The organism is Silvibacterium bohemicum, assembly GCF_001006305.1.
In the GTDB taxonomy this organism is placed as follows: Bacteria; Acidobacteriota; Terriglobia; order Terriglobales; family Acidobacteriaceae; genus Silvibacterium; species Silvibacterium bohemicum.
Genome location: NZ_LBHJ01000001.1, coordinates 911,511 through 937,782 on the forward strand (window position 1 = coordinate 911,511; position 26,272 = coordinate 937,782).

Annotated in this window: 18 protein-coding genes and 1 tRNA gene; 12 read left to right on the forward strand and 7 right to left on the reverse strand. The window is 57.3% G+C overall.

From position 1 onward, the window contains the following. Nucleotides 1-30: 30 nt before the first annotated feature. The gene (locus tag XX99_RS03815; protein WP_050058012.1) at nt 31-1,917 is read left to right on the forward strand and encodes a M61 family metallopeptidase; all 1,887 of its coding nucleotides are present in this window, start codon (nt 31-33) and stop codon (nt 1,915-1,917) included. A gap of 9 nt (nt 1,918-1,926) precedes the next feature. On the opposite strand, the gene recJ is transcribed toward XX99_RS03815, so the two are convergent. Beyond that, complete coding sequence (gene recJ, locus XX99_RS03820) at nt 1,927-3,705, reverse strand: single-stranded-DNA-specific exonuclease RecJ (RefSeq protein ID WP_231581130.1); 1,779 nt, start codon at nt 3,703-3,705, stop codon at nt 1,927-1,929. Next, a complete protein-coding gene (locus XX99_RS03825; RefSeq protein ID WP_050058013.1) occupies nt 3,702-4,175 on the reverse strand; it encodes a hypothetical protein in 474 nt (157 codons plus the stop codon). Before XX99_RS03825 ends, recJ begins: the two co-directional genes overlap by 4 nt. Before the next feature lie 135 nt (nt 4,176-4,310). Here XX99_RS03825 and XX99_RS03830 point away from each other — a divergent pair, with 135 nt between their 5' ends. The 9 genes from XX99_RS03830 (at nt 4,311) to XX99_RS03870 (ending at nt 16,982) form a co-directional block, all read left to right on the forward strand. Then, a complete protein-coding gene (locus XX99_RS03830) occupies nt 4,311-4,682 on the forward strand; it encodes a (2Fe-2S) ferredoxin domain-containing protein (RefSeq protein WP_050058014.1) in 372 nt (123 codons plus the stop codon). 98 nt (nt 4,683-4,780) lie between these two features. Further along, on the forward strand, nt 4,781-5,059 hold the full coding sequence (locus XX99_RS28290; protein ID WP_050058015.1) for a DUF507 family protein: 279 nt from the start codon (nt 4,781-4,783) through the stop codon (nt 5,057-5,059). Next, the gene (locus XX99_RS28295; RefSeq protein ID WP_050058016.1) at nt 5,056-5,331 is read left to right on the forward strand and encodes a DUF507 family protein; all 276 of its coding nucleotides are present in this window, start codon (nt 5,056-5,058) and stop codon (nt 5,329-5,331) included. Before XX99_RS28290 ends, XX99_RS28295 begins: the two co-directional genes overlap by 4 nt. 148 nt (nt 5,332-5,479) lie before the next feature. After that, nucleotides 5,480-5,556: transfer RNA gene (locus XX99_RS03845), tRNA-Glu, on the forward strand. Between the two features lie 299 nt (nt 5,557-5,855). Further along, entirely contained in the window at nt 5,856-9,164 is a 3,309-nt protein-coding gene (locus XX99_RS03850) for a TonB-dependent receptor (RefSeq protein WP_050058017.1), read from the forward strand. A gap of 211 nt (nt 9,165-9,375) precedes the next feature. Then, entirely contained in the window at nt 9,376-13,032 is a 3,657-nt protein-coding gene (locus XX99_RS03855) for a TonB-dependent receptor (protein ID WP_050058018.1), read from the forward strand. 313 nt (nt 13,033-13,345) lie between these two features. Then, entirely contained in the window at nt 13,346-13,861 is a 516-nt protein-coding gene (locus XX99_RS03860) for an RNA polymerase sigma factor (protein WP_184084526.1), read from the forward strand. Nucleotides 13,862-14,113: 252 nt separating this feature from the next. After that, nucleotides 14,114-15,322 carry a hypothetical protein gene (locus tag XX99_RS03865; protein ID WP_156185777.1) on the forward strand — a complete coding sequence of 403 codons (1,209 nt, stop codon included), beginning with the start codon at nt 14,114-14,116 and terminating at the stop codon, nt 15,320-15,322. Nucleotides 15,323-15,449: 127 nt separating this feature from the next. Continuing rightward, the gene (locus XX99_RS03870; RefSeq protein ID WP_082125215.1) at nt 15,450-16,982 is read left to right on the forward strand and encodes a CehA/McbA family metallohydrolase; all 1,533 of its coding nucleotides are present in this window, start codon (nt 15,450-15,452) and stop codon (nt 16,980-16,982) included. A 98-nt stretch (nt 16,983-17,080) separates the two neighbouring features. Here the strand turns inward: XX99_RS03870 and XX99_RS03875 are convergent, their stop codons facing one another. After that, complete coding sequence (locus tag XX99_RS03875) at nt 17,081-19,447, reverse strand: purple acid phosphatase family protein (protein ID WP_184084528.1); 2,367 nt, start codon at nt 19,445-19,447, stop codon at nt 17,081-17,083. Nucleotides 19,448-19,765: 318 nt separating this feature from the next. On the opposite strand from XX99_RS03875, the gene XX99_RS03880 reads away from it, so the two are divergent. Continuing rightward, a complete protein-coding gene (locus XX99_RS03880) occupies nt 19,766-21,403 on the forward strand; it encodes a multicopper oxidase family protein (protein ID WP_082125216.1) in 1,638 nt (545 codons plus the stop codon). On the opposite strand, the gene XX99_RS03885 is transcribed toward XX99_RS03880, so the two are convergent. Then, nucleotides 21,382-23,445 (reverse strand): CHAT domain-containing protein, encoded by a 2,064-nt coding sequence (locus XX99_RS03885; protein WP_184084531.1) that lies wholly within the window; start codon nt 23,443-23,445, stop codon nt 21,382-21,384. The genes XX99_RS03880 and XX99_RS03885 overlap by 22 nt on opposite strands. A 90-nt stretch (nt 23,446-23,535) precedes the next feature. On the opposite strand from XX99_RS03885, the gene XX99_RS27595 reads away from it, so the two are divergent. Then, on the forward strand, nt 23,536-23,847 hold the full coding sequence (locus XX99_RS27595) for a hypothetical protein (RefSeq protein WP_184084534.1): 312 nt from the start codon (nt 23,536-23,538) through the stop codon (nt 23,845-23,847). A gap of 17 nt (nt 23,848-23,864) precedes the next feature. Here XX99_RS27595 and XX99_RS27600 read toward each other — a convergent pair whose 3' ends face one another. Genes XX99_RS27600 through XX99_RS03900 form a run of 3 tightly spaced genes read right to left on the reverse strand, consistent with a single transcriptional unit; the run spans nt 23,865 to nt 26,049 of the window. Beyond that, entirely contained in the window at nt 23,865-24,701 is an 837-nt protein-coding gene (locus XX99_RS27600; protein ID WP_050058024.1) for a choice-of-anchor P family protein, read from the reverse strand. Nucleotides 24,702-24,725: 24 nt separating this feature from the next. Beyond that, nucleotides 24,726-25,415 (reverse strand): anti-sigma factor, encoded by a 690-nt coding sequence (locus XX99_RS03895; protein WP_050058025.1) that lies wholly within the window; start codon nt 25,413-25,415, stop codon nt 24,726-24,728. Nucleotides 25,416-25,470: 55 nt separating this feature from the next. Then, a complete protein-coding gene (locus XX99_RS03900) occupies nt 25,471-26,049 on the reverse strand; it encodes an RNA polymerase sigma factor (protein ID WP_050058026.1) in 579 nt (192 codons plus the stop codon). Between the last annotated feature and the right edge of the window lie 223 nt (nt 26,050-26,272).

The following is a 26,272-nucleotide window of genomic DNA, read 5'->3' on the forward strand; positions in this document are numbered from 1 at the left end:
TAGAAGTGCCGTTTCCGGAGGTCTTGCCCTTTGAAGGTTCGCTTACTCCCCTGTCTCCTGCTCGCATTTTCTGCACTTGCTGGTTTCGCTCAATCTTCCCAGCCGATTCACGTAACCGTTGATGTGACAGATGCGCCGCGCAAAATTCTGCATGCGCAGCTCTCCATTCCGGTAAAGGCGGGGGATCTCACGCTGGTTTATCCCAAGTGGATTCCCGGAGAGCATGGGCCGACGGGGCCGGTCGACAATCTAGCCGGGCTGGTCATTCGAGCCGGCGATCACGAGCTGTCCTGGAAGCGCGACGACGTGAATATGTTCGCCTTTCATGTGAACGTTCCCGAAGGTGTCTCGTCGCTGGATGTGAAGCTGGACTTCCTGGCCACCGCAGCGGCGTCGGGATTCTCCGCCGGTGCATCGACCAGCGCCAACCTTGCGATGCTGAGCTGGAACGAGGTGCTGATCTATCCTGCGGGGTTTAACGCCGCCGAGATCAGCGTCTCGCCGGCTGTGAAATTGCCCGCCGACTGGAAGTACGGAACAGCTCTTACAAAATCGAGCGCGGCAAACGGAGTCATCCAGTTCGAAACCGTCTCGCTGGAGCAGCTGATTGATTCACCGCTGCTCGCGGGCAAATATTTTCAGGAGTATCCCCTGGCGCCCGAGGTAACTCCGAAGCACTTCCTCGATCTTGCAGCCGATGGACCGGAGGATCTGCGCATCAAGCCAGATGCATTTGCCGCTTACAGCAATCTGGTGCGTGAGACTGGCGCTCTTTATCGCTCACGCCACTATGACAGTTACCATTTCCTGGTCACGCTGAGCGACCAGGTCGCGCATTTTGGCCTCGAGCACCATCAGTCCAGCGACGATCGTGTGTCGGAGAAGACATTTCTCGATGACAATCTAGCTCTTCTCTCGGCCGATCTGCTTCCGCACGAGTTTACGCATTCATGGAATGGCAAGTATCGCCGGCCTGCAGGCTTGGCGACCGGCAATTACGAAGATCCGATGAAGGGCGAGCTGCTGTGGGTCTACGAAGGGCTCACGCAATACCTGGGCGACGTGCTGGCGGCGCGCAGCGGCATCGAGACAGCCGATGAATATCGTGCGGGCTTGGCAGTGAGTGCGGCGACGCTGGATTACCGGCCTGGGCGCACCTGGCGCGATCTGCAAGATACCGCGACAGCGGCGCAGATTCTCTACGATACCAGCACTCAGTGGGACAACTGGCGGCGAAGCGTCGACTACTATCAGGAGGGCGAACTGGTCTGGCTGGACGTGGACACGACCATCCGCCAGCTGACCAAGGGTAGCAAGAGTCTCAACGATTTCTGTGCGCGGTTCGAAAGCGTTGGCGGGAACACGTCGCCGAAGGTTGTGCCGTATACGTTCGAGGATGTTGTCGACAATCTGAACGCCATCGTTCCTTACGATTGGGCTTCGTTCCTCAAAGACAGGCTGACGACGAAGGCGCCACATGCTCCGCTGAACGGCATCGAGCACGGCGGCTATAAGCTGGTTTACACGGATGCGCCCGGTGAATACATCCAGGCGCGCGAGGCGGTGAACGGAGACGCGCAGGCATGGTGGTCTCTGGGCATCAATGTGGGCAGCGACGGCCGCATCGAAGATGTGCTCGCCGGTTCGCCCTCCGACAAAGCCGGACTTGGGCCGGGCATGCAGGTTGTGGCCGTCAACGGGCGGCAGTACACCGCATCCCTGTTGGGCGATGCGATCAGCGATGCCAAGGGGAATACCACGCCCATCGAGCTGATCGTGGTGAACACCGGCTACTACAAGGTTGTGCATCTCGACTATCACGACGGGCTGCGCTTCCCGCACCTGGTGCGCGTGGATGGAACGCCGAATTATCTGGATGAGATTCTGAAGCCGATGACCAAAGCTCCCAAGAGCTAGGTGCGGGGCTCAGATCGATTCTGCTGCCGGTTGCAATCCGGCGATCTCCAGCTCGAGTCCGCCGAAATCGGGATGCTCGTTCATGCGGATGCGATAGGCGACATCGAGCATGGAGCCTTCGCGCAGATCCAGCGATTGCACACGATCCGCCCAGTTCCAGCCGAGCGCGCGAAGCTGTGTCCCAGTAGACTGCTGCACGAGCGCCAGGCTGATGTGCCTCTCCTTCATGACCCGCGGCGCGGCGGCGAGGCGCACCGCGCGCGCAACGAATATCGGCTCTTCGTTCTCCATGCCGCAGGGTTCCAGCTTCTTCAGCCAGGAGAAGATTTCGTCCGTGACCTGATCGAGCGGCAGTGGGGCGTGGCAGTTGAGCGGCGAGCCGAGATCCTCTTCCATAAGATGGATTGCTGCATAAGCCGCCAGCCGCTCTCGCAGTTGTTCAACGCGGGCGGAGGGCAGGGAAAAGCCGACTGCATGCGAGTGGCCGCCGAAGCGCGTGAAGAGATCGTGACAGCTCTCGATCGCGTTCAGTAAGTGGAAGCTGGCGATGGAGCGGCCCGAGCCGTAGGCTTCCCCATCTTCGTGAGCGATGACGATGGCTGGCTTGCCGGTCTGATCGACGATGCGCGAGGCGAGAATTCCAATGACGCCGCGATGCCAGCCGTCGCCGTCGATGACCACGCAACGGCACTCCTGAAACTGCGGCTCGTCGAGGCGCGCGACGATCTCCGTCAGCATGGCCGCTTCGGTGTTGCGGCGATCCTGGTTCAGCTGCTCGAGCTTCTCGGCGATAGCATGGGCACGCTGCGCATCCTTCGTGGTGAACAGCTCGACGACCTCGGATGCGATGTCCATACGTCCCGCGGCGTTGATTCTGGGTGCGAGGCGAAAGCCCACATCGGTAGGCGTAACCTTGCGCTTCGCCGGGTCGAGCTTAGCAACCTCCATCAGCGAGCGCAGCCCGGAGTGAACCGGGCGCTGCAGTTGCTCCAGGCCCAGAGCGACGATCACGCGGTTCTCGCCAAGCAGCGGGACGGCATCGGCGATAGTGGCGATGGCCAGCAGCTTGAGAAAAGACGGCAGAATTTTCGTTCGAGCACGATCGCGATCAAGCGCCTCGAGGAGTGCCTGCGAGAGCTTGAATGCGACTCCCGCGCCGCAGAGGTGCTTGCAGGCATAGCCGCAGCCGTGCTGATTGGGATTGAGGACGGCCAGCGCCTTCGGCAATCCGAGAGATGCTTCCGGCAGGTGATGGTCGGTGACGATGAGATCGAGCCCGAGTGTTTCGGCGGCCTCGGCAGCGGCGAAGGCGCGTATCCCGGTGTCCACGCTGATGACTAGCCGAACTCCTTCGCGCGCAGCAATCTCCAGAATCTCGCGCTGCATGCCGTAGCCTTCGCGCAGCCGATGTGGAACGTGAAAGCGGACATGGCCGCCTAGCATCTCGATCGCGGTTTTGAGGAGTACGACGGCGGTGGTGCCATCTACGTCGTAATCGCCGTAGATGAGAATAGGCTCTCGCGCAGCTGCAGCCTGCTGAATGCGCACGACGGCGCGATCCATTCCCAACATCGAGTATGGATCGAGGAGCTGATCGAAGTGCGGATTGAGAAACTGCCGGGCGGCATGAGCGTCGCCGATGCCGCGCGCCAGCAGCAGCTCTGCGACCGGGAGGGGAATCTGCGCCTCTCGCGCAAGAGCGGAGGCCTGGGCGTCATCGACTTCAGGGAAGATCCATCGCTGCCGCGGCACTGCGGGAATGGTGCGAACGGCTTCTGGCGAACTCACGACTCGTCGTCTGTGTCCTCGTCGTTGAAGACGATATCGCCGAAGCCTTCGACGGATTCGAGCAGACGCTGGTAACGCTCGTACCACTCGGTGGTGTTCTCATGCAGAAAGGCCACGCCCTGGTGCATGAAGCCGAGCTGGATGTATCCCACCTTGCCCACGTGCGTTGCGAGCGACTGAGCCTCGTCGACCTCGGGCGCCTCGTCGTCGGGGAAATTGGCCTCCTGCAGCTCTTGCAGCAGCAGTTCGAGATCTCCCTTTTCGAGCACGGTTTCGCTCATGGTGAGGAAGATGGCGCCGGCCGCCTTCGCGGTTTCGACAAAATCCTTCCAGCTATCCGGGTTTGAATCGTCTTCCCACAGAACGTTGGGCACTTCGTCGCCGACGTAAGCGGGTACGCGGCGCATTCCGTGGCCTTCGATAAAGGCCACCATATCGTCTTTCAGAGAAAGCAAACTGTCTTGAAGCATAGGATCGTTATATTGTCGCAGAACCGCCAGTCTACGCGATTCCGGAGGGTGGAAAAGTGCTCTTGCTACTGGATTTGGTTTTGAGGGGTTCAGTAGAATTGACCCAGTTCCCATTTGTCACCACGGAGAGTGCTTTTGCCCAGATTCGACCGCCATGTGTTTGTCTGCACGAACTTTCGCGCTCCCGAAGCGGCTCGACCCTCCTGCACCGCGAACGGGCAGAGCGAGATCCACAGTCGCATGAAGGATGCGGTGAGGGCGGCCGGCTTGGGCGAGCGGGTGCGGGTGAACAAGTCGGGCTGCCTCGACCAGTGCGAGCATGGACCGACGGTGGTGGTCTATCCGGGAGCGATCTGGTATGGCTTTGTGAAGCCTGAAGACGTGTCCGAGATCGTCGCGGAACATCTCGTGAACGGCCGGCCGGTGGAACGCCTGCGTCTCCCCGAGGGATGCCTGAACACGCCGAGCTGCCCTCACCGTCCGCTAGCTCCGAACACGCCGGCGTAGTGCGAGCGCCCCACCCGGAGCACCCGGCCGGAAAGCTATTCGCGACCTCTCCCCAACTCCGTTCCGCTGTTCTTTATGCTATATTTCGAACGAGATAAATGATCTTTTCACGTGAATATGTAGGATATTTGGCGCGCCAGACGGTCAAGCAACTTATCGACGCCAAGATGATCCGGACCGAAAAATTGACCGTTGTCCAGGAGCGCGTTCACGGCGGCTTGCAGGAAGAGCTGTCGCTGGAAGACCGCATCAACGAGGAAGTCCGCGTCATTCTCGAGGCCTACCAGGATGAGATGCGGCGCACGGGAGCTGGCTACGCCGAGATGTTCAAGAAGGTGAAGACGGAACTGGCCCGCAAGTACAAGGCGGTGCTGTGAGAATCTCCCGCGACAAATTGAACAAGCTGGCGCACACCATCGCCGACACCCTTGCCGAGACGGACGAGTGCGAATTTCTTGAGGATCGCAACACCATCCGCCAGGAAGCACGCAAGATTCTCGAAAAGCTGCTGATGGAAGAAACCCGCATCGATCAGGCGGCCAAGCTGAAGATTCAGTCGCAGCGCAAGATCATCCTCGAAGGAAGCCAGGAGTGGGACATCCTCTACCGGAAGTATTACAACGAAGAGGTCAAGAAGCTCGGCATCTAGACGCAGAAATTGATTCGCCTGAAGCGACCCCGGCGCGATCTTGCAGCGGAATGCCGGGCTTGGGTAAGACTCAAATTCTGATATATTTAAAGAGTTGGCTTCTGCTGTCTGCGTTCACGCCGGGCAGCCCATTCAGCCAGCGTCCTTTGGCGCCATGGTGTAACTGGTTAACACGCCGCCCTCTCAAGGCGGAGAGTTCGGGTTCGATCCCCGATGGCGCTACCAAGCTCAAAAAGATCTTCAATCTGATTGCCCGATTCGAGCATGATTTTTGATGTGCGCCCAGGATACTTTTCCCCTGCGGGTCCGGTCGTCAGCGACTGCATGGTTCCGCGATGGCTGCAGGCTACTTCATGGAAGCCACGAATTCACCCTAGATTGACACCTTTTCTTCCCATTCCATGTGTGATTGGAATTGAAGCTCAGGTTCTTCCTGTGCAATACCCGCGCGCAAAAACTATATCGGCGAAACTTCCTTCCCGATACCCCTCGGCCCGTTCCGAGGAACCATCGTCAGGAAATGTATGCGACGTGCCATCGGTTTCTTTGCTCTGCTTGCTGTCTTTTGCTGTTCCGGCTGCAGGAGTTTATTAGGACAGGTCAATACGGCGAGCCTGAGCGGACTTGTCGCAGACTCCTCCGGGTCGGCGATGGCAGGCATCCATGTGAAGTCGCTGAACCGATCGACCGGATATTCCAGAGAGGTCGTGACCGACCGCTCCGGCTACTACACCTTGTCGAACATGCCGATCGGCAGCTACACCGTGGCGGTCGAGGGAGATGGCTTTGTTGAGACGGATGAAAGTGTAGAGCTGAACGTGGGAAGCAAAGCCCGGCGCGATTTTACGCTGCGGATCAAAACACTTCAGCAGGTAATTCATGTGCGCGAGCATGATAGCGCCGGCCTTTCGGCGGATGACGCTTCGCTCAGCACCGTCGTCGATCAGAATACGATTGCCAACACGCCGCTCTACCTTCGCAATTGGGATGATCTGCTCCGCACAGTGGCTGGGGTGCAGATCAGCCGCTACACGGAGCAGGCGGGAAGCAGCGCCCCGGGACGCACCGGAGACTTCAACGTGAATGGCGTTCACTCTCTGCAGAATAATTTCATTCTCGATGGCATCGACAACAACACCTTCTCCGAGAATGTTCAGGAGCTGAGCACCGAAGCCGCGCATCCATCGGTCGACGTGATTCAGCAGTTCAATATCATCACGAATCCTTACTCCTCCGAATATGGCCGCAGCCCCGGTGCCGTTGTTTCGATCAATACCAAGGGCGGAACGGACGACGTTCATGGTGTCGTCTATGAGTACATTCGCAATAGCTTTTTCGATGCGAACGATTTCTTCTCCAACCGTTATGGGCTCCCGCGGCCGGAGAACAATCATAACCAGTTCGGGGCGAGCATCGGTGGACCGGTGCGCCATGACAGACTGTTTTACTTTTTCAACTATGAGGGAACACGGATTCGCGAAGGCGTCTCCCGCACGTCCACCGTTCCTCTTCCGAATGAAAGGGTAGGGGACTTCAGTCCAGCCACGGCTGCGGCGGTTGGTGTAACTTATCCAGCGATCGTGGATCCTGCTACGGGGCAGCCGTTTCCGGACAATCAGATTCCGCGAAGCGATCTCGATCCGGCTATCCAGACGATCCTGTCGCTTTTCCCTCTACCCAACGTGCCTCACCCGCAAGGCCAGAACGATCTGAACAATTATGCGAGGAATGCTCTTACGACGGACGACGACGATAGCTACGATGCGCGTGTCGACTGGATTCCGTCTCCCAACAACGTAATCTTCGGTCGCTATAACTATTCGAATCGCAACCGCATCGTACCGGGTTATCTTGGTGGCCTTGCCGACGGGGCGACGAACTCCGCGTGGGGACATCTGTTTTTGCGCTCCAACAGTTTTGTGGTCGGTTGGACACATGTCTTCGGTTCGTCAGTAGTGAACGATCTTCGCCTAGGATTTATCCGCGACCATGCGGTGAGCGAACAGCTGCCGTTTTCTCTTCCGCAGACAGCGGATCAATATATCTCCGGCATCCCCGACGTTCCGGCGAATGGCGGCGGTTTGCCGCTGATCAAGTTCAGCAGCGCGTATGCCTTTATCGGATCGCCAATCTATCTGCCCAAGCAGCAGACTCCGCAGCAATTTCAATACAACGACACGCTTGTCATCTCGCGTGGCAAGCACAATCTCAAGTTCGGGGTCGCCGCGTCGGCGCCGATGCGGAACATCTTTCAGGATGAAGCGGCGGTGCGCGGATCGCTGGATTTCGAGTCCACCTTCACCCATTTTGCTTATGCTGACGGACTCTTGGGGCTGGTGAATCAGGTGCAGCTGACCAACAGCGATGTGGTCGACCAGCGGCTATGGATCGCCGCAGGCTTTGTCCAGGATGACTGGAGGGTGCTGCCGCAGCTTACGTTGAACCTTGGATTGCGTTACGAGTTCTCCGCTCCTCCAGTGGAGGGTCGCAACCGCATTGCAAACTTCGATCCCGCTGGAAACGGATCGTTGATCTTTGCGCAGCCTGGTTCCCGGGCCAGCCGCGCCCTCATCGATCCAAGCACAATGAACTTTGGTCCGCGAATTGGCTTCGCCTATTCTCCGGGCGCTCACACCGTGCTGCGTGGCGGCTACGGAATTTATTACACCTCCGTGGAGCGTATCGGAAGCGAGGATGAGCTCGCGCTCAATCCTCCCTTTCTCGTCAATCGACAGGTCACAGCAACCGCGGGAACTCCCGCTCTCGTCGCAAAGGATGGTTTTCCCGAAAACTTTCTCGACCCGTCTGCAATCGACTATAGCAACCTGCAAGGCTTCCACATCCGCGCCGTGAGCCAGCATGCGCCTTCGCCCACTGTGCAGCAATGGAGTATCGGCCTCCAGGATGAGTTTGCCGATCATTGGACCGCACAACTCGATTACGTGGGAACGAAGTCCACGCATCTGGACCTGATCTACAACTACAACCAGCCTTTTATCGCCGGAAACAAATCTACCGGCATCGTTCCATATCCTGACTTCGGTTACGTCGAATACACCGCCCCGGTCGGCTATGGAAATTACAACGGCCTTCAGGCCAGCCTGTCGCGTAGAACGCAAAGCGGCCTGACCTTGCGGGCAGCGTTTACCTACTCCCGCAGTCTTGACGACACGCCGGAAGAGTTGGAGGAAAGCTCAGGAGGAGCTCCGAATGGGCGGGATCTCTCCACCTGGTATGGTCCCAGCGATTTCAACGTTCCGCTACGAGCCTCAGCCAACTTTATCTATGAGCTGCCCTTCGGGCATGGCAAAACGATGCTCCAGCACGGACCGCTCTCTTGGCTCCTTGGAGGCTTTCGCACCTCGGGCGTGTACACCTTCTATAATGGCATTCCTTATCAGGTGAACGCGGGCAGCGCGCTTTCCGACTCGATCGATCCCGATGGCATGGCAACCGATGTTCCCAATCTGATCGGCAAACCTCACACTGTCGGCAGCGTGGATTGCTGGTTCTATGCGAGTCAGAACCAGGCCTGCCGAAGCGATGCGCATAATCTCGCGGACAGCTATAGCCTCCCCAATCCCGGCTCTATCGGAGACCTGGGAAGAAACACCATGCGTGGCCCACATACGAATGTCTTTGACGCCGCACTACTGCGTGAGATTCCGCTGGACCGCGCCAACATGGAGTTTCGCTGGGAGGTCTTCAATGTGGCGAACACTCCGCTCTTCGGACCGCCCAACAGCGATTTCAGCAGCGGCGTTGCCGGACAGATCACCAGCCTCTCAGGCGATCAGAGGACGATGCAGTTTGCACTGCGCCTGTCTTTTTAATTTGAGCTTAGCCGTCGCATCAATTCATCCTGCGTTGACAAAATACCCTCCACCCTCCTGTCTTCCCCAGTAAGCGCCACCAAATCGAAACGAGCGATCTGGCGCTTGCAATCGCGGACGTTCATGGCTGCCACAAGACCTGCTTCAGGCTTGCGCCGGCGTGTGTGTACTCGGGAGACGGATTTTAAGTGAATCATTTGGGGAGGGAAGTATGATCCATTCGCGCGCAAAGGGCCTCATCCTGGCGCTTGTTTCGATTCTGTTCGTAGCGAGCTTTTCGTCGAAGCCTGCGTTATCTCAGATCGATACCGGTGGAATCGCCGGCGTTGTGAAAGATACCTCGGGAGCTGTTGTCAGCGATGCAGAGATTACGCTGAAGAACGATCTCACCGGGATCAGCTCGAATAGCAAATCCACATCGGTCGGGACATACGCTTTTACGGGAGTGAATCCAGGCACATATACTCTTACGATTTCGCTTACCGGATTCGAGACGCGAATCGTTCATGGTATCGAAGTGCACGTACAACAGACTGCGGCGATTGATGTCTCATTGGCGCCCGGCAATGTGCAGCAGGAAGTTACGGTCACCGCGGCATCTCCGCTGCTGCAGACCGCAGACGCATCTCTGGGACAGACGATCGGACATAAGATCATCAACGACCTGCCACTCGAGACGCGCAACTGGGGCTCTTTAGGGCAGCTGGCTGCCGGTGTAGCGACGGCTCCGATTGGGCAAAATGGTGGAACCCCGGAGAACGCCTTTTATTCCGTCAATGGCGTGCAGCTTTATCAGAATGACTTCCGTCTGGACGGCATCAACAACAACATTGAATTCTTTGGCGGCAGTTCGGTAGGGACCGACGCCACCATCACTCCTCCTCCCGATGCGGTGCAGGAATTCAAGCTGCAGAGCGGCGACTACAGCGCGGAGTTCGGGCACTCGACCGGAGGAGTCATTAACGCTGTCCTGCGTTCCGGAACCAATGAATTGCACGGCGATCTGTGGGAATATGTTCGTAACGACGCCTTCAACGCCAACGACTACTTCTCCGATCAGGAGGGTAAGCCGAAGGCCGAATACCGCCAGAATCAGTTCGGAGGAACGGTTGGCGGCCCGGCGTTTTTGCCCAAGCTCTACGACGGAAGAAACAAAACTTTCTTCTTCTTCGACTATCAGGGCACGCGCATCGTTACTCCGGCGCAGGCAACGAGCACGGTTCCTACTGTAGGCATGTCGAGCAGCGGCTTCAGCAACCTGCAGGACCTCATCACATACAACAGTGGAACATCTGTTGATGGTCTGGGTCGAAAGTTCTCGCATGGTACGGTGCTCGATCCTGCAACGACGCGTCAGGTGCAGCCCGGACAGGTGGATCCTGTGACCGGTCTACAAAACACAGCCAGCAGCGCCGTCTTCGTGCGTGATCCTTTTTATAGCGGCGGCAGCGTCGCCGGGATCAAAGACTTTACCAGCTTAGCGGGACAGCTTAACCAGATTCCCGGAAACCGGCTCGATCCGAACGCCGTCAAGCTGCTGGATCTCTACCCCACGCCCACGACTCTTGGGAAGCTCTCGAACAACTTCCTCAACAATCCGAAGTCGAGCACGACCATCAATGCATACGACCTTCGTATCGATGAGAACATTGGCTCCAAGGACACGATTTTCGGAGTGTGGGACAAGAGCTACTACACAGCGTTTGCTCCGGGAGCATTACCCGGGCAGAACGATCAGAATGATGCCTTTCCCTCCTATGCAATCGCCGGCGGTTACACTCATGTCTTCACTCCCACCTTTTCCAATGAGCTGCACGTGGGCTTCGGGCACAGCGATAAAGATCAAAGACTGGCGACCGAGAACACGAACGGCATCCCCGCGCAGTATGGCATTCAAGGTATACCGCAGGTGGCGGGTAACGGCGGCTTACCTACATTCAACATCAGCGGCTTGACCGGCCTCGGCCCGACCGATGACCGGCCCACGATCCAGAGTGTTTGGGATCTGGAAGTCACGGACAATGTGACCAAGGAGCTCGGCCATCACACGTTCAAGACCGGAGTTCAGGTCGATGACCTCGAAGGCGACATCATGCAGCCGCCGGCTCCCCGGGGCCTGTTTACCTTCAACGGGCAGTTCACTGACATTCCCAATCAGAATCAAAGTCTGAACGGGATCGCAGATCTCCTGCTGACACCCACTGCCTCCACGGTTGGCGGCGTCAATGGTGTGGGCGGCCTTCAGAGTCTCTCCGGTTCGAACTTCGCGGGCACTGACTATCATCGTTATTACACCGGAGCGTACTTCCAGGACGATTGGCGGGTCACACCGTCGCTCACCCTTAACCTGGGACTGCGTTGGGACTACTTCACGCCATACTCAGAGACCAACGGACGGCAGGCGAACTTCCTTCCTGTGGGTGGAAACGGGCCGACAGGAACTCTGTTGATCTCGCAGGAGGGCTGTAACGTTCCGCGATCTGCGACGTTCAATGCGCTGCTGAGCGCGAGCAACATCAGTGTCGACTGCGTTTCGAGCAAGACTCTCGGAGACGCGCAGAAGACGAATTTCGGACCCAGACTGGGCTTTGCCTATCGGGTGACTCCATCCTTTGTTGTGCGCGGAGGATATGGAATCTCCTATGGTGCACTGGGGAATCTTGGTTACGGCGGAACGTTGGGAACGAACTACCCGTTCATCTACACGATCACGAAAAACGCTCCGAACTCGCAGGCTCCTCTTCAGCTCTCCAATGGTCAGACGGCGACGATCGAGAACACCTTCACCACCATCAACCTTTCGGATCCGACCCAGGTTAACGGCGCGGGAGTCAATCTATACGGGCGCCAGTTTAACTATCAAACCCCTTACGTCCAGACATTCAACCTGACCACGCAGGATCAATTCACCAGGCATGATTCGGTGCAGGTGGCCTATGTCGGAACCGTGGGCCGTCACCTCGATGTTCTGGGAGTGAATAACTCGCCGTCGCAGATTCTTCCCGTCGGCACCAACATCTCTCAAATTCCTTCGGCCAGCAACGGCAATCAGAGCTTCGTTCCGTTTCCTAACTTCGCGCCGAATGCAATTTATGAGACTACGAATGCGGCGAGCTCCTACAGCTCGATGCAGTCGACCTATCAGCATCAGACCAGCTTCGGTTTAGAGCTGCTCGCGAACTATACCTGGAGCAAGTGCTTCAGCAATCAGCGAACCCAGGGTACGGCGACTTCGGCTTACAGAGCGCAGTGGCTCCCCGGGTTCGGAATCTCCGGAGATTACGGTCTCTGTGATACGGACGCGACGAATGTCGCTCATATCTCGGGAACGTATGCTCTACCGATCGGCCGCCAACGTCAGTTCTTCGGTAGCGCGAACCGAGTCACCGATGCGTTCATCGGTGGTTGGGCGGCGAACTACATCTACACCTATCAGAGCGGTCAGCCCTTGACGATCAGCTGCGCCACGGCGACGACTTCAGACTTCGGCTGTTTCGCTCCCGTGGCCACCGGGCAAAGCCTCTATGCTCCGTCGCGTAATCCAACCCAGTGGCTGAATCCAAATGCATTCATCCAGCCTGCAGCTGCCACGCAGATCGGTCAAAGCGACATATCCGTGCTCGGCGGACTTCCTCAGCAGGCGCGCGGCCCGAGCTGGTACAACCTCGATGCCTCGGTCTTCAAAAACTTTGAGATTAAGGACTCGACCAGTCTGCAGTTCCGCGCCGAATCCTTCAACACGCTCAACAACCCGCAGTTTGCTCAGCCCGGCAACCTGAATTATCTAAACCCCAAGGACTTCAGCTCGATCACGGCACTCAGAAATACGCCGCGCCTGCTGCAACTCGCCCTGAAGCTCTCGTTCTAAAGATTTGCGGTAAAACAATAGCGGTGGACGTGTCTCCGGAGTGAATGCTGAAGGCGCGTCCACTCAATCTCACAATTCGTTCTCGCCGTGGATTAAATTTCAGTGAACAACGCCATCGCCGAAATCGTGTTCTGCTTCGCGCGATAACATGAGTACAGTACCGTTCCGATTTCGGATCAAAACTTTCAACTGCTCGATAGCGCCCTCGAACAAGCCGGTAAAGACATTTTTGTTCATGGAATCCAGGACCACGAACCCCCAAAGTGACTGCATTGCTGCAGCGGAACATCTTGCTTCGCAAGATGGTTCGGGAGTGCTCGTCCTGGAGGACGTGGCGGAGTTCTACGCATCCCGGCGGCAGAGTCTGTTCGGACAGGCCTTTGCCATGGTCCGGAACCGCGCTCTTGCAGAAGACCTGACGCAGGAGGCCTTTGCCAAACTGATCGTCGAGGTCAAGGGCGGCGGCCGTATTCAGAGCGCGGTGAGGTGGACCAGCACGGTGCTCCGCAACCTTGCCCTCAACCATCTTGAACACCGTAAAGTCTCTCTCCGCATCGTTGAGCCCGACTCGCAGGCTCAGATCGATATCGCTCCGGACGATACGCCTTCGGCAGAGCAGGTATATATTGCGAAAGAATCGCGAATGCGAATGCAGCGCGTTTTATCTATCCTGGAGCCGCTGGAGCGAGAGTGCGTTTTGATGTTTGCAGAAGGCCACAGTTACAAAGAAATCGCTTCTCAGAAAGATTTGACCTACGGGGTCGCAGTGGATGTGGTTCGCCGGTCTCTCAGGAAACTACGTAAAAGGATTCCGGCGATCCAAGGATAGACACCCATGCCCTTTAAACATCATCCATCCGAAGCATCGATCCTTTCGGTACTCAACGGGACAGTTAACGAAGCCGAAAAGAGATTGGTCTCGGAGCACATTGCTATATGCCCCCGATGCAGCGCTGTCTCCCGGCGTCACGGCTCACTTCTTCAGGAATTAGTGGCGTACAGCCGGCTCGCTTCCCAATCGAAGGAAACGCAAATACATTTTTCTAAGCGCATTGCTCCGAAGACGATTGCATTCAGGAGTGTGGCTGGAGCGATTGCCGCTGCGTTGCTCATCATGATCTTCGCGTGGCCGAAGCACATCCAGACCGTCAGTGCCGCGGAACTTCTCTCACGCGCGGAGGCGGCGCAGGAGGACACCAGAGCAGGCCAACACTCCTACAGGCTGAATGTGGGAGCGTCCACCTGCTCCACTACGGACGCGAGCTGGTCGCAGCCGACCGATTCGGACTCGGATCTCTGTGGCCGCGTGCGTGTTCAACTGCTGAAGGCGCACTGGGATGACCGACGGATGTTGTCAGCGCGAAGCTACCGGCAATGGCATGATTCGCTCTCGCGGCGCAGAGATTCTGTCCTGCATCAGGAGCCGTATTGGACGATCAAGACCGATACCGATCAGGGGCTTCTCCGTTCGGCGAGTCTAAGCGTCCGCTCCTCCGACTATCGTCCGGTTGGGCTGACGCTTGAATTTGCCGGGCTGGAGCGGGTTTCTGTGATTGAGAGTGAACCTGCAGCGGAACGGCGTGTGTACGTGCCTTCCCGAGAGCCGGAAACAACGGTGAAAGGCGAAAGCGTGCAGGATGTCGATCCAGCAGAGGACGCAATCGAAGCGCAAGCCTGGAAGCTGTTGCGCTCCGTAGGCGGCGACTCTGGATGGGAGGCGACGATCACTCGAAAAGGATCGGAGGTTCGCGTCGTGGGTTTCATCGATGACGCTTCGCGCAAAGAGAAGTTCGAAGAGGCCTTCGCCCAGCTGCAGGGAGTGAGCACCGATCTCGAGCGTCCAGAGGCGCTCCCCAAGAGGGGCCACAGCGGCGAAGGACAGCCGCTGGCGGAAATGACATTGGAGCGGTTGATTCCGGATTCCCATCAAAGAGGCGAACGAGTCACCGAGATAGCTGATGCCTCGCGGGCAGTTGTCGGGAAGGCATTCTTTTGTGATCAGCTTATTGCGCGACGCAATGCCTTTCAGGACAGCCCTGCAGCGCACACGCTCACTCCTCTAATCGCTGAGGAACGAGCTGATCTTTTTGCGGCGACTGCACGGTTGTCGGGTCTGCTGGAGCCTTTGCTGGAGCCGGTGCAAAACAACATCTCCCATGTGCCGTTGAGCTATTCACAGGCCAGGCAGCTCGACACGGCGATTTTATCGCTGGTCAACGCTGCGCCCCAGCAGACGGCAAGCCTTGAGGAGACGCAAGAACACATACGCTCGCTGCTATCGAAGAAGTAAATTCACGCGTCGTTGACAACTCTCACATCCTCTCTTTGTCTTCTTTATGGGGCTATGCGGTTCCTGCATCCGTTATTGCGGAGCAAACAGGAACCAAAAGGAAGCATTGTCCTCCAGGAGATTCCGGATGGTAAGTGTTGGGGTGATTTTGTCTGCGCCGCGCCGCGGTTCGGCAAGGCTTTGCTGGGTGATTACCGGTTGCGTTCTGCTTCTATCATCGTTCGCGGGTGTTTGCGGACATGCCCAGCAGAGAAAGCCCGATCTGGTTTTACGCGGAACGGTGACCTATGCCAATCGGCAGACTTATCTCGAGCTGCCTTTTGCAGTTGGCAAGGACGTATCCCGAATCTCCGTAGAGCTCTCGTATACGGAGCACGATAAGCACACCAACATAGATCTCGGCGTCTTCGATCCTCAGAGGTTTCGCGGTTGGAGCGGCGGAAACAAAAGCTTCTTCACCATCTCCGAGACCGATGCCACTCCCTCTTATCTGCCGGGTGTCGTTGTCCCTGGAAAGTGGAAGCTAATCCTTGGTGTTCCGAACATCGAAGAAGGCGTGCGCTCCGACTATGAAGCGAAGATCTATTTCTCGCATCGGAAGGATGTCCTCGAAGGATCAACCTTCAGCCAGAAGCCATTGCGCGAAGGGGCTGCATGGTATCGAGGAGACCTGCACATGCACAATGCGCACAGCGATGGCTCGTGCCTCAGCCAGTCCGGTCAGAAGGTGCCGTGCCCGCTCTACAAGACAGTTGAAGACGCGGCAAATAGAAAGCTGGACTTCATCGCCATCACCGATCACAACACGATGTCGCAATACAACGATATGCGGGAGCTGCAGCCGTATTTCGATAAGCTTCTGCTCATGCCGGGCCGGGAGGTCACAACCTTTGACGGGCACGCCAATGTTTTCGGTACGACTGAGTTTATCGACTTCCGGCTGACCAGCCCGCATGTACCCACGGTGAACGATCTCCTCAAGCAGGTCGAGGAGGTTCACGGCCTTATCTCCATCAATCATCCTGGCTCGCCCTCGGGTGCTGCCTGCATGGGGTGCGGATGGACCGCTCCCGACACCGACTACAGCCGCGTCAATGCAATCGAAGCTATCAATGGCGGATCACTTGACGGACCGCGGTCCGGTATTCCGTTCTGGCAGGACAAGTTGAATAAGGGCTTCCGGCTTACTGCAATCGGAGGCAGCGATAACCACGACGCCGATTACGGTCCCAGCATACGCTCGGCGGTTGGACATCCAACTACCGTGGTCTACGCTCCCAACCTTACGGAAGAGGCGATCCTGAATGGCATCCGCGCCGGTCACGCCTTCGTCGATATCGTGGGAACCTCAGACCGTACCCTCGAACTCACCGCGAGCGCCGGCACTACGACCGCTTCGATGGGCGATGTTCTTGCATCGCCTGCTGGTCAACAGATCCACTTCACCGTCAAGATGCTCGCCCTTGAAAACGAGCATGCTGAAGTTATCCTCGATGGGGATCTCACTACTCTCGTCGATGCTTCTCCGGCGCAGGCGACAGAAGAGACACGTAGCTTTGACTATCAGAGCGACGGAAAGCGTCACTGGCTTCGTGTGAATATCCGATCGGCGGATGGATCTTTGCTGTTAGTTGGAAATCCTATCTACCTTAACTTTTAAGATAGAACCGCTCGTCATTCTTACGCAGCAAAAGGCCGGCCAGGATTGATAATCCCGGCCGGCCTTTTGTTGTTAGGGTCTGCTTTTTTATAGCTGCTTTACTTTGCGACGTAGGTAAGAGCGTAGTTGGTTTTGACCGGCAACGCCGTAGCCGAAGTTACTTCAGCCGTCGCGTCGAAGGTAAAGAAGCCACGACCGGGATTCGCCACGACCGGAATCTCAATCTTCTGCTCCGAGCCTTCAGCGACGCGGCCTACGGTAAGGATGACCTCGTTGCCATTGACTGTCACGGTGTTGCCCGGAATTCCAGCAAAGGTTACATACTGCGGGACGCGGAAGCGAACCTGTGTTCCGTTCAGCGAGTATTGCGAGCTGTTGCGGATGGAGATGGTGTAGTTGAAAGCCTGTCCCGCTTTGATCTGGCTAGGAGCGGAGATCTTCGCCGAGACGGAGCCGAAGACTTCAGGCTTGGTGATGGTCCACTTGTCGAGCAGTGCCGACGGACCGTTGGCCGGAGCGGAGATAACCTGTCCGGTTGCGGGATCGACCTGGGTGTCGGGGATGGGATCATTCAATGCTTCTCCGTTGATATCCGTTCCGTAAGGCGCAGGATCGGCGGAGGTCGCAGACGAAGTCGGAAGCAAGGGCTCGCTGATTTGATAAAGCGTCAGCTTGTTGTGATCGACCAGGACATCGCCGAAGGAGAAGATCTTCGACTTCAACTTCGCTGTGATCTTCGTTCCCTGTCCGGCATTGGGGAAGAAGTTGATCATCTCAGGATTGGTGAGGTTGGTATCGAGCCACGATGCAGGGCCCTGGGGAACGGTGAGGCCCGGCTCGTCGACAAAGGTGCCGGTCGCCGAGTCGTCCTGGTCGAGACCGACACCGCTGCCGCGCGGCGGAGCATAGTCGCCGTCGAAGTCACGATTGCCGCCCGCGCCTTCGATCAGATACAGGACGCCATCGGGAACGGTGTCGGAGATGCCATTGAACTTCTGATCCACGTAGACCGCAGGCGAGCCGGCCAGTGTAGTGGGAGTGGAAGCAGTGCGGGCCGTTGCGCGGATGGGCAGCGAGCGCTGGTAGTTGTGGTCATGGCCATTGAAGACGATGTTGACGCCATGGTCTTCAAGAAGCTTGGCCACTGCGCGCATCTGGTTGTTGACGATGGTGGCGTCGCCCGAGGTGAAGGCCGGCTGATGGTAGACGACGATCTTCCAGGGCTGCTTGGTGGAATCGAGATCGTTGATAACCCACTGGCCGAGCGGTGTCGGATAGGCGACGAAGGTCGGCGGCGGCGTGTTGAAGGCATTTCCGCCGGGCGAGTTGTCGTCGAAGAGGTGCGGATTCGCATCCAGGAAGAGTACGTGCGCATTGCCGTAGTCGAACGAGAAGTTGCTCTGGTGATCGATCTGAACCGAAGGACCCTTGCCCGTATCGACCTTCGTCGAGTTCCGGAATGCGGTGATCGCTGCGGGCGAGGTGAAGCTCTGTCCCTGATAGCTGAAGGTAAAGCCGGTGGGCACAGAGGTGGTCACATCCCAATCGTTCTGGATGTCGAATCCCTTGGGACCATTCTGCGGAAAGTAGAAATCGTTGAAGTAGGAGAGCGCGTCGCCTCCGCTCAGGTTGCCGCTGAAGAGGGGCGCAGAGTTGTCTGCCAGCAGGTTGGCCGAGACGCCGGTGCTGCCCAGGTCATGATTGCCGTCTGCCGGGAAGAAGAGCTGGCTGCGGATGATAGGCGCGCCGGTCTCGTTGGAGTCCTGGTCGCTGTTGTAGACCGGGAAGAAGAAATCGCGGTAGTTGTCTTCGGTGCCTTCGTTATAGACGTTGTCGCCGGTATTCAGGATGAAGCCCGACTGCGGCAGATGCGGCACGCCCTTCACGGAGAGATTCGCAACATTGTGAATCAGGTGAGCGATGCGCGCTTCATAGTCCACAATGATCGCGGGATCGGAGTTCGGCACGGTCGGAAAGAAACCTTCGTCACCTACTACCACGAAGGAGTAAACGGGACTCTGTGTGCGGGTGTGGAACGTAGAGGTGAAGCCACCGCCGGGCATGCCGGGACCGGTGACACGATATTGATACTCGGTGTCATAGCGCAGGCCGCTGAGTACGGCAGTGTAGTTGGAATGCGCCCCATACGCGCCGGGGATAGTTGGCAGCGAAGGATCGGCAGCGAGATAGTTGTCGATCACGCGTGCTTGGGGAGTGACGTTGCGGCGATCACGCTCGGATGCCTGGAATTCAACCTTGTAGGCCGATGCTTTGGGAGAAGTTTCATCCGTTTGCCAGGCGACGACGATCTGATCCGTGGGACCGAACGCGCCGTTATCGCCGAGCTGAAGGTAAGGAGAGAATGTAACCTGCTGGCCGAAAACTGCTGGCGCAAACGCAACACCCGCTATCAAAGTCAGGGCGCGCAAGGTGGGGGAAAGACCGGTCGTTGCAAACGACTTCATGCGGATCTCCTTGGTTCTGCTGTTGCTTCGCAGGTGCAAATCGGCGGCGGCATGGGACGTGCGGTGCGCCGTTCGCTGTCTGCAGAAGTCAGGCGCGAGTCTATGCTGCTCCGCCGCGTTCATGAATGAATGAGACTTCACAGTTGGGTTAAAACTACCGGCGCTGCGATGGTCAGACTTCAGTGGCCCCCACTCGCCACATGGCAACTTCTTGCCGCGAGCGTCTTGGCAAATTCATCTCTTCGCAATCTTCTCCAGTCACTCTGAGTAGATGACCGCTCCGAAGTGGGCTGGCAAAGACCTGAACCGAAGGAATCGATGAAGATTACGAGACGGGATTTCGTACAGCATGCGAGTCTGATGGCCGCCGCAGCTGCAACGCGGGGCGCGTATGCGGGCCAGCAAACGGGACACAAGATGAGCCCTCCGGCTACACCGGCGGAGCCTGTGCTCGATACCAACGCTCTGGCACGGTATGTCGATCCCTTGCCGATTCCGAAGTTGATCAAAGCGTCCGGTCTGCGGCCTGACCCGAACAACGCCGCGAAGCAGATCCCGTACTATCGCGTGTCGATGCGGCAGTTTCAGGCCAAGGTTCATCGCGATGTGTCGCCCACTACCTGCTGGGGATATGAAGGCTCATGCCCGGGCCCGACCTTCGAGACGCGGCTTGGCGAACCGGTGCTGGTGGAATGGGTGAACGATCTGCCGCAAAAGCACTTTCTGCCTATCGATCACACGCTCCACGGAGCCGAGGCGGATAAGCCAGAGGTGCGTACTGTGGTGCATCTGCATGGTGGAAGGACTGGCCCGGCGAGCGACGGCTATCCGGAGGAGTGGTTTGTGCCCGGTTACTCGGCCACGTGTTACTACCCGAACCAGCAGGAAGCGACCAGCCTCTTCTATCACGATCATGCGATGGGCATCACGCGTCTTAACGCGGTTGCCGGGCTGACCGGCATGTATCTCATCCGCGATGAATTCGAGGACTCGCTGCATCTGCCTATGGGCGCGTATGAAATCCCGTTGGTTATCTTCGACCGCTCCTTTCATACGAACGGCCAGCTTTATTATCCGGTTTCAGGCAAGCCCAACTCACCCTGGGTATCGGAGTATTACGGCAGCGCGATTCTGGTGAACGGCACAATCTTTCCGTATCTTGAAGTTGAGCCGCGCAAGTATCGATTCCGCCTGTTGAACAGCTCCAATGGCAGCTTTTATAAGCTGTCTCTCTCTGGAGATGGCTCGGTTCGATCGGACACTATCGAGTTTTTCCAGATCGGAAGCGAGCAGGGATTTCTCGAGGCTCCCGCGAGCATGCACACTCTTATCCTGGGGCCTGGAGACCGCGCCGATATCATCGTGGACTTCAGCGACCGAGCAGGGAAGGAAGTTTTCCTGCGAAGCGATATGGCTGTCTTCATGCAGTTTCGTGTTTCAGCAGGTAAGGTCGTGGATGATTCCTCATTGCCAGCAACGCTTCGTCCGGTGCCGCGCATGTTGGAGAGCGCTGCCAGCAAGACACGCGAGTTAACCATTGCCGATTTACAGAATCGCCTGGGCCAGTCGAGCGTGATGTTGCTGAATGGCGCGCATTGGGACATGCCAGTCACGGAGAAGCCGGTCTTGAATTCGACGGAGATCTGGTCGTTCATCAACCTGACTGATGATTCTCATCCTATCCATCTGCACATGGTCCGCTTCCAGATATTGGATCGGCGGCCCTTCGATCTCACCGTCTATCAATTGACGAAGAAGATCGTCTTCACTGGTCCTCCAGTGGAGCTGACAGCGACAGAGATGGGATGGAAAGATATTGTGCGTGTCGATCCCATGACCGTGACGCGCATTATCGTCAAGTTTGAAGGCTTTACCGGACGCTATGTCTGGCACTGCCACATGCTGGAGCATGAGGACAACGAGATGATGCGGCCCTATGAGGTTGTGCCCGCGTAGATTTGAAAGGCTGCCCAATAGAGCGGCTTGCGGTAGACACCGGAAGAATGAATGAGCCGCAACTTCGCGGCGCGGAGAGCAGCATCCGGCCGGCTTCCCGCTGCAAGCTCGCTATAAAGGCGATCCATGAGCAACGGCGTCGATGCGTCGTTGACTTCCCAAAGAGCGCCGATGACGTTGTGAGCGCCAGCGCGAAGAAAGGCCCAGGATAGCCCGACTAAGCCCTCGCCCGCGTAGGCTCGCAAGCCCGATCCATAACAGGCAGAGATGGTGACCAGCTGCGCGTGCACCGGCGTACGCACGATATCTCTCGCATAGAGCTTGAAGTCTTCAGGATGCCCGGGAGTAGCCGACAACACTACGGCAGAATCGAGTGGGCTGAGCCGGCTCGCTGTACCATGCGCGACAAAGTGGATGTAGGCGAAGCGGCCGGGTTGATTTGCAGAATATGCCGCGGGCACGGCCTGCGCCTGGGTGAGCGTCCTCTGACGGAGCGGCGCGAAGTGTTTTTCTACTCCGGAAATCTCGGCCGCAGCGTTGGGAAGATCTTCATATTCCTTCGCCGGCGAAATGGGATTACCAATCAGCAGAAGGTTTTTCGGATCTGCTACGTTGCGAGGTGCATCCGGCCGTGCGAGGAGACGAATGGAATTTGTATTCGTCACGGTTACATCTTCGATCCAGTAATGAAGATCGTCTGGACCCGGTGCGAGCAGCGTCTCGAAATTCAAATTGTTGAGGCCACCATCGGGGATCACAAAGACGCGTGATCCTTTTGAAAGCATCGATGCTGCGGGCGCAATCAACGTGTCGTAGAGCAATTTCCCCGATTCATCGCTATCGTGCAACGGATCGCCCGATCTCAGGATGTCCTTCTGGTATCGCTGCACAAGCGATTCGATCTCGGACTGCCTGGGGAGCGTGAACAGCGCAGTTTGTCGCCCGGTGATTGCCCACAGATAGGATTTGTCGGGTCCGAGAGAATAGAAGAGGATCGCGGCATTGAGCTTTGCGGCAACGGCTCGTGGATCGGTCTTCGTTTGCGACGAGTGAGGATTGTTCTCTGCTAGTCCAAGACCCTCTTCAAGCGTTCTTGCCCGGCCAAGGTCCAGCAGCCGCAGTGCTTCGTCAGGACGATGGGATGCGATGAGAAAATATGCGTAGTCCCGATAGAGAGCGTCGCCATTGGCGAAGAACGGCAACTTCAGTTCCTCATCCTTGACCGAAGCGCGCTGGTCTTCGAAGGTTTGAATCGATCTGCGATACCAGCGCTCGGCGCGGATACCTTCGCCCTTCTCAGAGTAGAAATCTGCGAGAGCATTTTCGACTTCCCATTGCAGAGCCGGTCGTTCGGCTGATTCCTTTTCTACCTGGATCAGCATCTGCTCCGCGTCCTGTCTATTTGCCTGTCTCGCAGCTAACCGGGCTTCGAGAAAATGCGGTTCAAGTTCCGCAGATTTATCTCCCGCTGCACGGGCGGCATCAAGGGCCTGCTCCGCTTGTGCGCGAGCCAGATCGAATCGACCCTCCTGATAGAACAAAAATGCCAACTGGGCGCTGATACCTGCTATTTCATCAGGTGCATGAATGCTTTGAGCAATCTTCAGTGCTTCCTCAAAGCAATCCTTTGCCTGCGCCAGATTGCCGAGCTGATAGTAAGATGCGCCAGCATCCCAGAGCCAACTTCCCTGTGCGCTTGTCGTCCCTATTTCCTTTGCCTGCACTTCGGCTTGTTCAAAATTCAAAAGCGCTTTCTGAAAATCACCGAGGTAGAAATAAGCAACGCCAAGGTTTCCGAAAGCGGCCTCGACGACCTGCCGCGCCTGAGCAGTTCTGGCGAAATCTGCCGCACCACTCAGTGATGCAAGGGCTTCGTCGTAGCGTCCCATTTCAAGAGCTACCAGGCCCAGGTTCAAGAGGTCGGTTGCCTCAAGGAAGGTGTCGTGATGCTCATGCGCAAATCGCTGGCTCTCCCTGAACAGGCTGCTGGCTGCGGCCAAATCATTGCGATAGACCAACACCTGCGCTTCCGTGCGAAGCACTTCGCCCTTCAACTCAGAATTAGTTTCGTCCGATAAGCGTCGAGCTTCCTGCAGTTCCTGATTCGATTGCTCGGTTTTGCCTAGACGGGCGTGCGCCAACCCGCAAAGAATATCCCGTTTGATCGCGATGTCGCCTTGGGCAGGATAGGAAACATCTCTGCTCGTGAGCAGAGCGAGTGCATCTGTCCGGCGTCCTTGATAAGTGAGGATTTCAGCTTCGAGCAGGCGAAAGCGGAGGGACCAATTCGGGTCGGAGACAGAGAAAACGTTTCGTTCCTGATCGGCTTTTTCTCCTGCAACGTCGAGGTTGCCGCGCAGGAAATCGCCGCGGATATTTTGAAAGATAACGGTGGGATCATTTGTCGCTGCAGTGTGACATCCGAAGAAAGCTTCAATGCATAGCAGGATGCCAACCAAGGCTATGGTGGAACCATGCGGCCGCCGACCGATCCGTTTCCGCCACTTACCTGCGCCGTGATCGCGCAGCCCAGCTCGGCCCGGATCATCGACAGTTGGACCGTCGACGGAGTCACCAGCACCTCTCCGAGAAAGATCCGGCCGAAGTCGGGGATCTCTACGACGTGCCCGAAAGCTCGGCCTGGAACTCTTTGATCCACGCCATCCACCAGTGAACAAAGAACGCATCCGTCTTCCCTTGGAGTCCGCTGCGAGGTCATCCATTCGAAGCGTTCGACAATCCATCGAAACGCATCGCGGCCCTCGTCTTTTGCGGCTCCAATCAGTCTGTCAGCTTGTTCGCGTCCCGTCTCCTGAAAAATCGGCAAGGTGAGTTGCGACTGCGAGGCATCCTCTCCACGTTTGGGCTGGAGCAACACCGAAGTAGGCATGGATGAAGGCAGCGCTTCGAATCCGGCGATACGAAGATTTTCGAAGTGAGAGCCGGCGAGCGAGATGCGGGGAAGGCCGCCATCTTCCGGATAGTCGGCGGAGATCTGTGCGACCACGCGATCTGCCGTTATGACCTCGAGGATGTTGAGGCCTTCCAGCACCGCTGTCGTCAGCACTGACCAGTGGCCATCGCCCTCGCTGCCGGATACGCGGGTATAAGCCGAGCGGCAGGAGACGATCTCTTCGAAATTGAAATGCTCGGTGCGTGTCGTGTGGTAGCCGCCAACGGGCGGCAAAGACGCCGAAGCCTGTGAGGGAATTGCCTTCCGGAAGGGCTTCTCGATGAACCCGCCGAGCGCTTCCGCATTCGCCTGAGAGTAGAAAGCTTTTCTTGCCTGAGATCGCATAGCCGCCTTGGTGTTGCCGCGAAGTTAGTCCTGCTCTTTGACTGCAAAACGGTAGTGCGCAAGGTCCGAAGCTGGCCCGGCTGCAGAGCCGTCGGCATCCCCCTGCACCTTCAATGTGTAAGTGCCAGTCTCGCGATGACCCGCCGGGATGCTGATAGAAATTGTGTCTTTCGCTTGCTGGGCAGAAACCTGAATCTGAAAGGCAATGGAACCGGAAGGAGAATACAGCAAACAAGTGTAGCTCGAAAAGCGGCCTTGCGTCGGAATATCGAAGCTCAGTGCGAAAGGCTGCGATGGACGCACTGTGATCGACGGGGTTTCGCCGCCGCGGCTGTTGCCTCCCGCGAGACTCAGCGAAGGAAGAAGCTGCGGTGTGCGCAGCTGAGCGATCTCGTTCGCGAAGTGGGGATAAATTACAAGGTTCTGGTAGGCGATCACAATGAGCAAGAGTGCGAAAGCGGGCAAGGCGAAGGCCGGTCTCCAAAGAAACTCAAATGGCGACTTCCTGGACGGTGCAGGCGAGGGCTTCGCGACGCGCACCTCTTTCATCTCATCTTTCGCCGCGGCGAGGAAGGCCTCGGTCGCGCGGAGATCGGCTGAGCATTCCGGGCAATCGAAGAAGTGCTCCTCGAACTCGTCGCGCAGTTCGGGCGGCATCTCGTTCAACAGATATTTTTCAACCGCCATGAGCCGTGTGGCTTCGTCGTGATTCATAGAAGCCAAGGCCTCAACTCGATGGTGATTGCACTACAAAATCGTGTCATGTTTTTCAATAAGACCTGTTCTCGCCTACTCGCCTCAGATAAAAGACCTTGAACGATTGTTTGGCGCGATGCACCAGGACCCTTAGATACTCTCGTGTAATGCCGAACTCTGCGCAGACCTCGTCCTTATCGCGCTCCTCGAGAAGTACGGATTGAAGCAGACGCCTGTCGCGGTCCGTCAACTCATCGAGGATCTGCCGGACCACCCGCTTCGTATCCTTGGACTCGAGAAGGCTGAGCGCGCTGGGGTCGCGGTTGACGAAGGTGTTCTCCTGCTCTTCCTCGATGACCATCTCGCCCCGATTTTTCGAGCGATAGTGCTCCAGCAGCACATTGTTGCAGACGGAGTTCACCAGCGCCCCAAGTCTGTCCGGCTGGCGCAGCCCTCCCTCTGAACGGACCAGAGCCAGCACCCGGACGAAGGTTTCCTGCTTGACGTCCTCCAGAGCTTCCTTCGAATTCAGGCGTGAACGCAGCTTCAGGCGAATGAGCTCGCTGAAGTAGTTCACAAAATGGCCTTCCGTACGTGGATCTCCGGACTTGAGCTTTTCCAGGTAGGTGGCGTCGAATGCGGTGAATTGCAAGCCCTGTTTCCCCCGAGCAGCTGAACACGCGCCCAAGTTTACACTGCCGGACGCGCCTCCCATCCCGATTTTGCCGGGGAGGGTGCTCGGGTGCACGCGATTGGCGGGACGGCTTCCGAACAGAGGAGTGGGCAACCAGGTAGTCGACATGGCCGGCCTCAGCACTGCCCGTAAGGGGCTTGTTTATACCGCTCGAGGAAATCCACTACGTGTTCCACCAGTG

What these genes read in the sequence shown, in the direction of transcription:
- XX99_RS03875 (WP_184084528.1), bottom strand. Translation starts at nt 19,447, where the DNA reads ATGAAGTCGTTTGCAACGACCGGTCTTTCCCCCACCTTGCGCGCCCTG.
- XX99_RS03880 (WP_082125216.1), top strand. Translation starts at nt 19,766, where the DNA reads ATGAAGATTACGAGACGGGATTTCGTACAGCATGCGAGTCTGATGGCC.
- XX99_RS03895 (WP_050058025.1), bottom strand. Translation starts at nt 25,415, where the DNA reads ATGAATCACGACGAAGCCACACGGCTCATGGCGGTTGAAAAATATCTG.
- XX99_RS03850 (WP_050058017.1), top strand. Translation starts at nt 5,856, where the DNA reads ATGCGACGTGCCATCGGTTTCTTTGCTCTGCTTGCTGTCTTTTGCTGT.
- XX99_RS28290 (WP_050058015.1), top strand. Translation starts at nt 4,781, where the DNA reads ATGATCTTTTCACGTGAATATGTAGGATATTTGGCGCGCCAGACGGTC.
- XX99_RS27600 (WP_050058024.1), bottom strand. Translation starts at nt 24,701, where the DNA reads ATGCGATCTCAGGCAAGAAAAGCTTTCTACTCTCAGGCGAATGCGGAA.
- XX99_RS03825 (WP_050058013.1), bottom strand. Translation starts at nt 4,175, where the DNA reads ATGCTTCAAGACAGTTTGCTTTCTCTGAAAGACGATATGGTGGCCTTT.
- XX99_RS03855 (WP_050058018.1), top strand. Translation starts at nt 9,376, where the DNA reads ATGATCCATTCGCGCGCAAAGGGCCTCATCCTGGCGCTTGTTTCGATT.
- XX99_RS03870 (WP_082125215.1), top strand. Translation starts at nt 15,450, where the DNA reads ATGGTAAGTGTTGGGGTGATTTTGTCTGCGCCGCGCCGCGGTTCGGCA.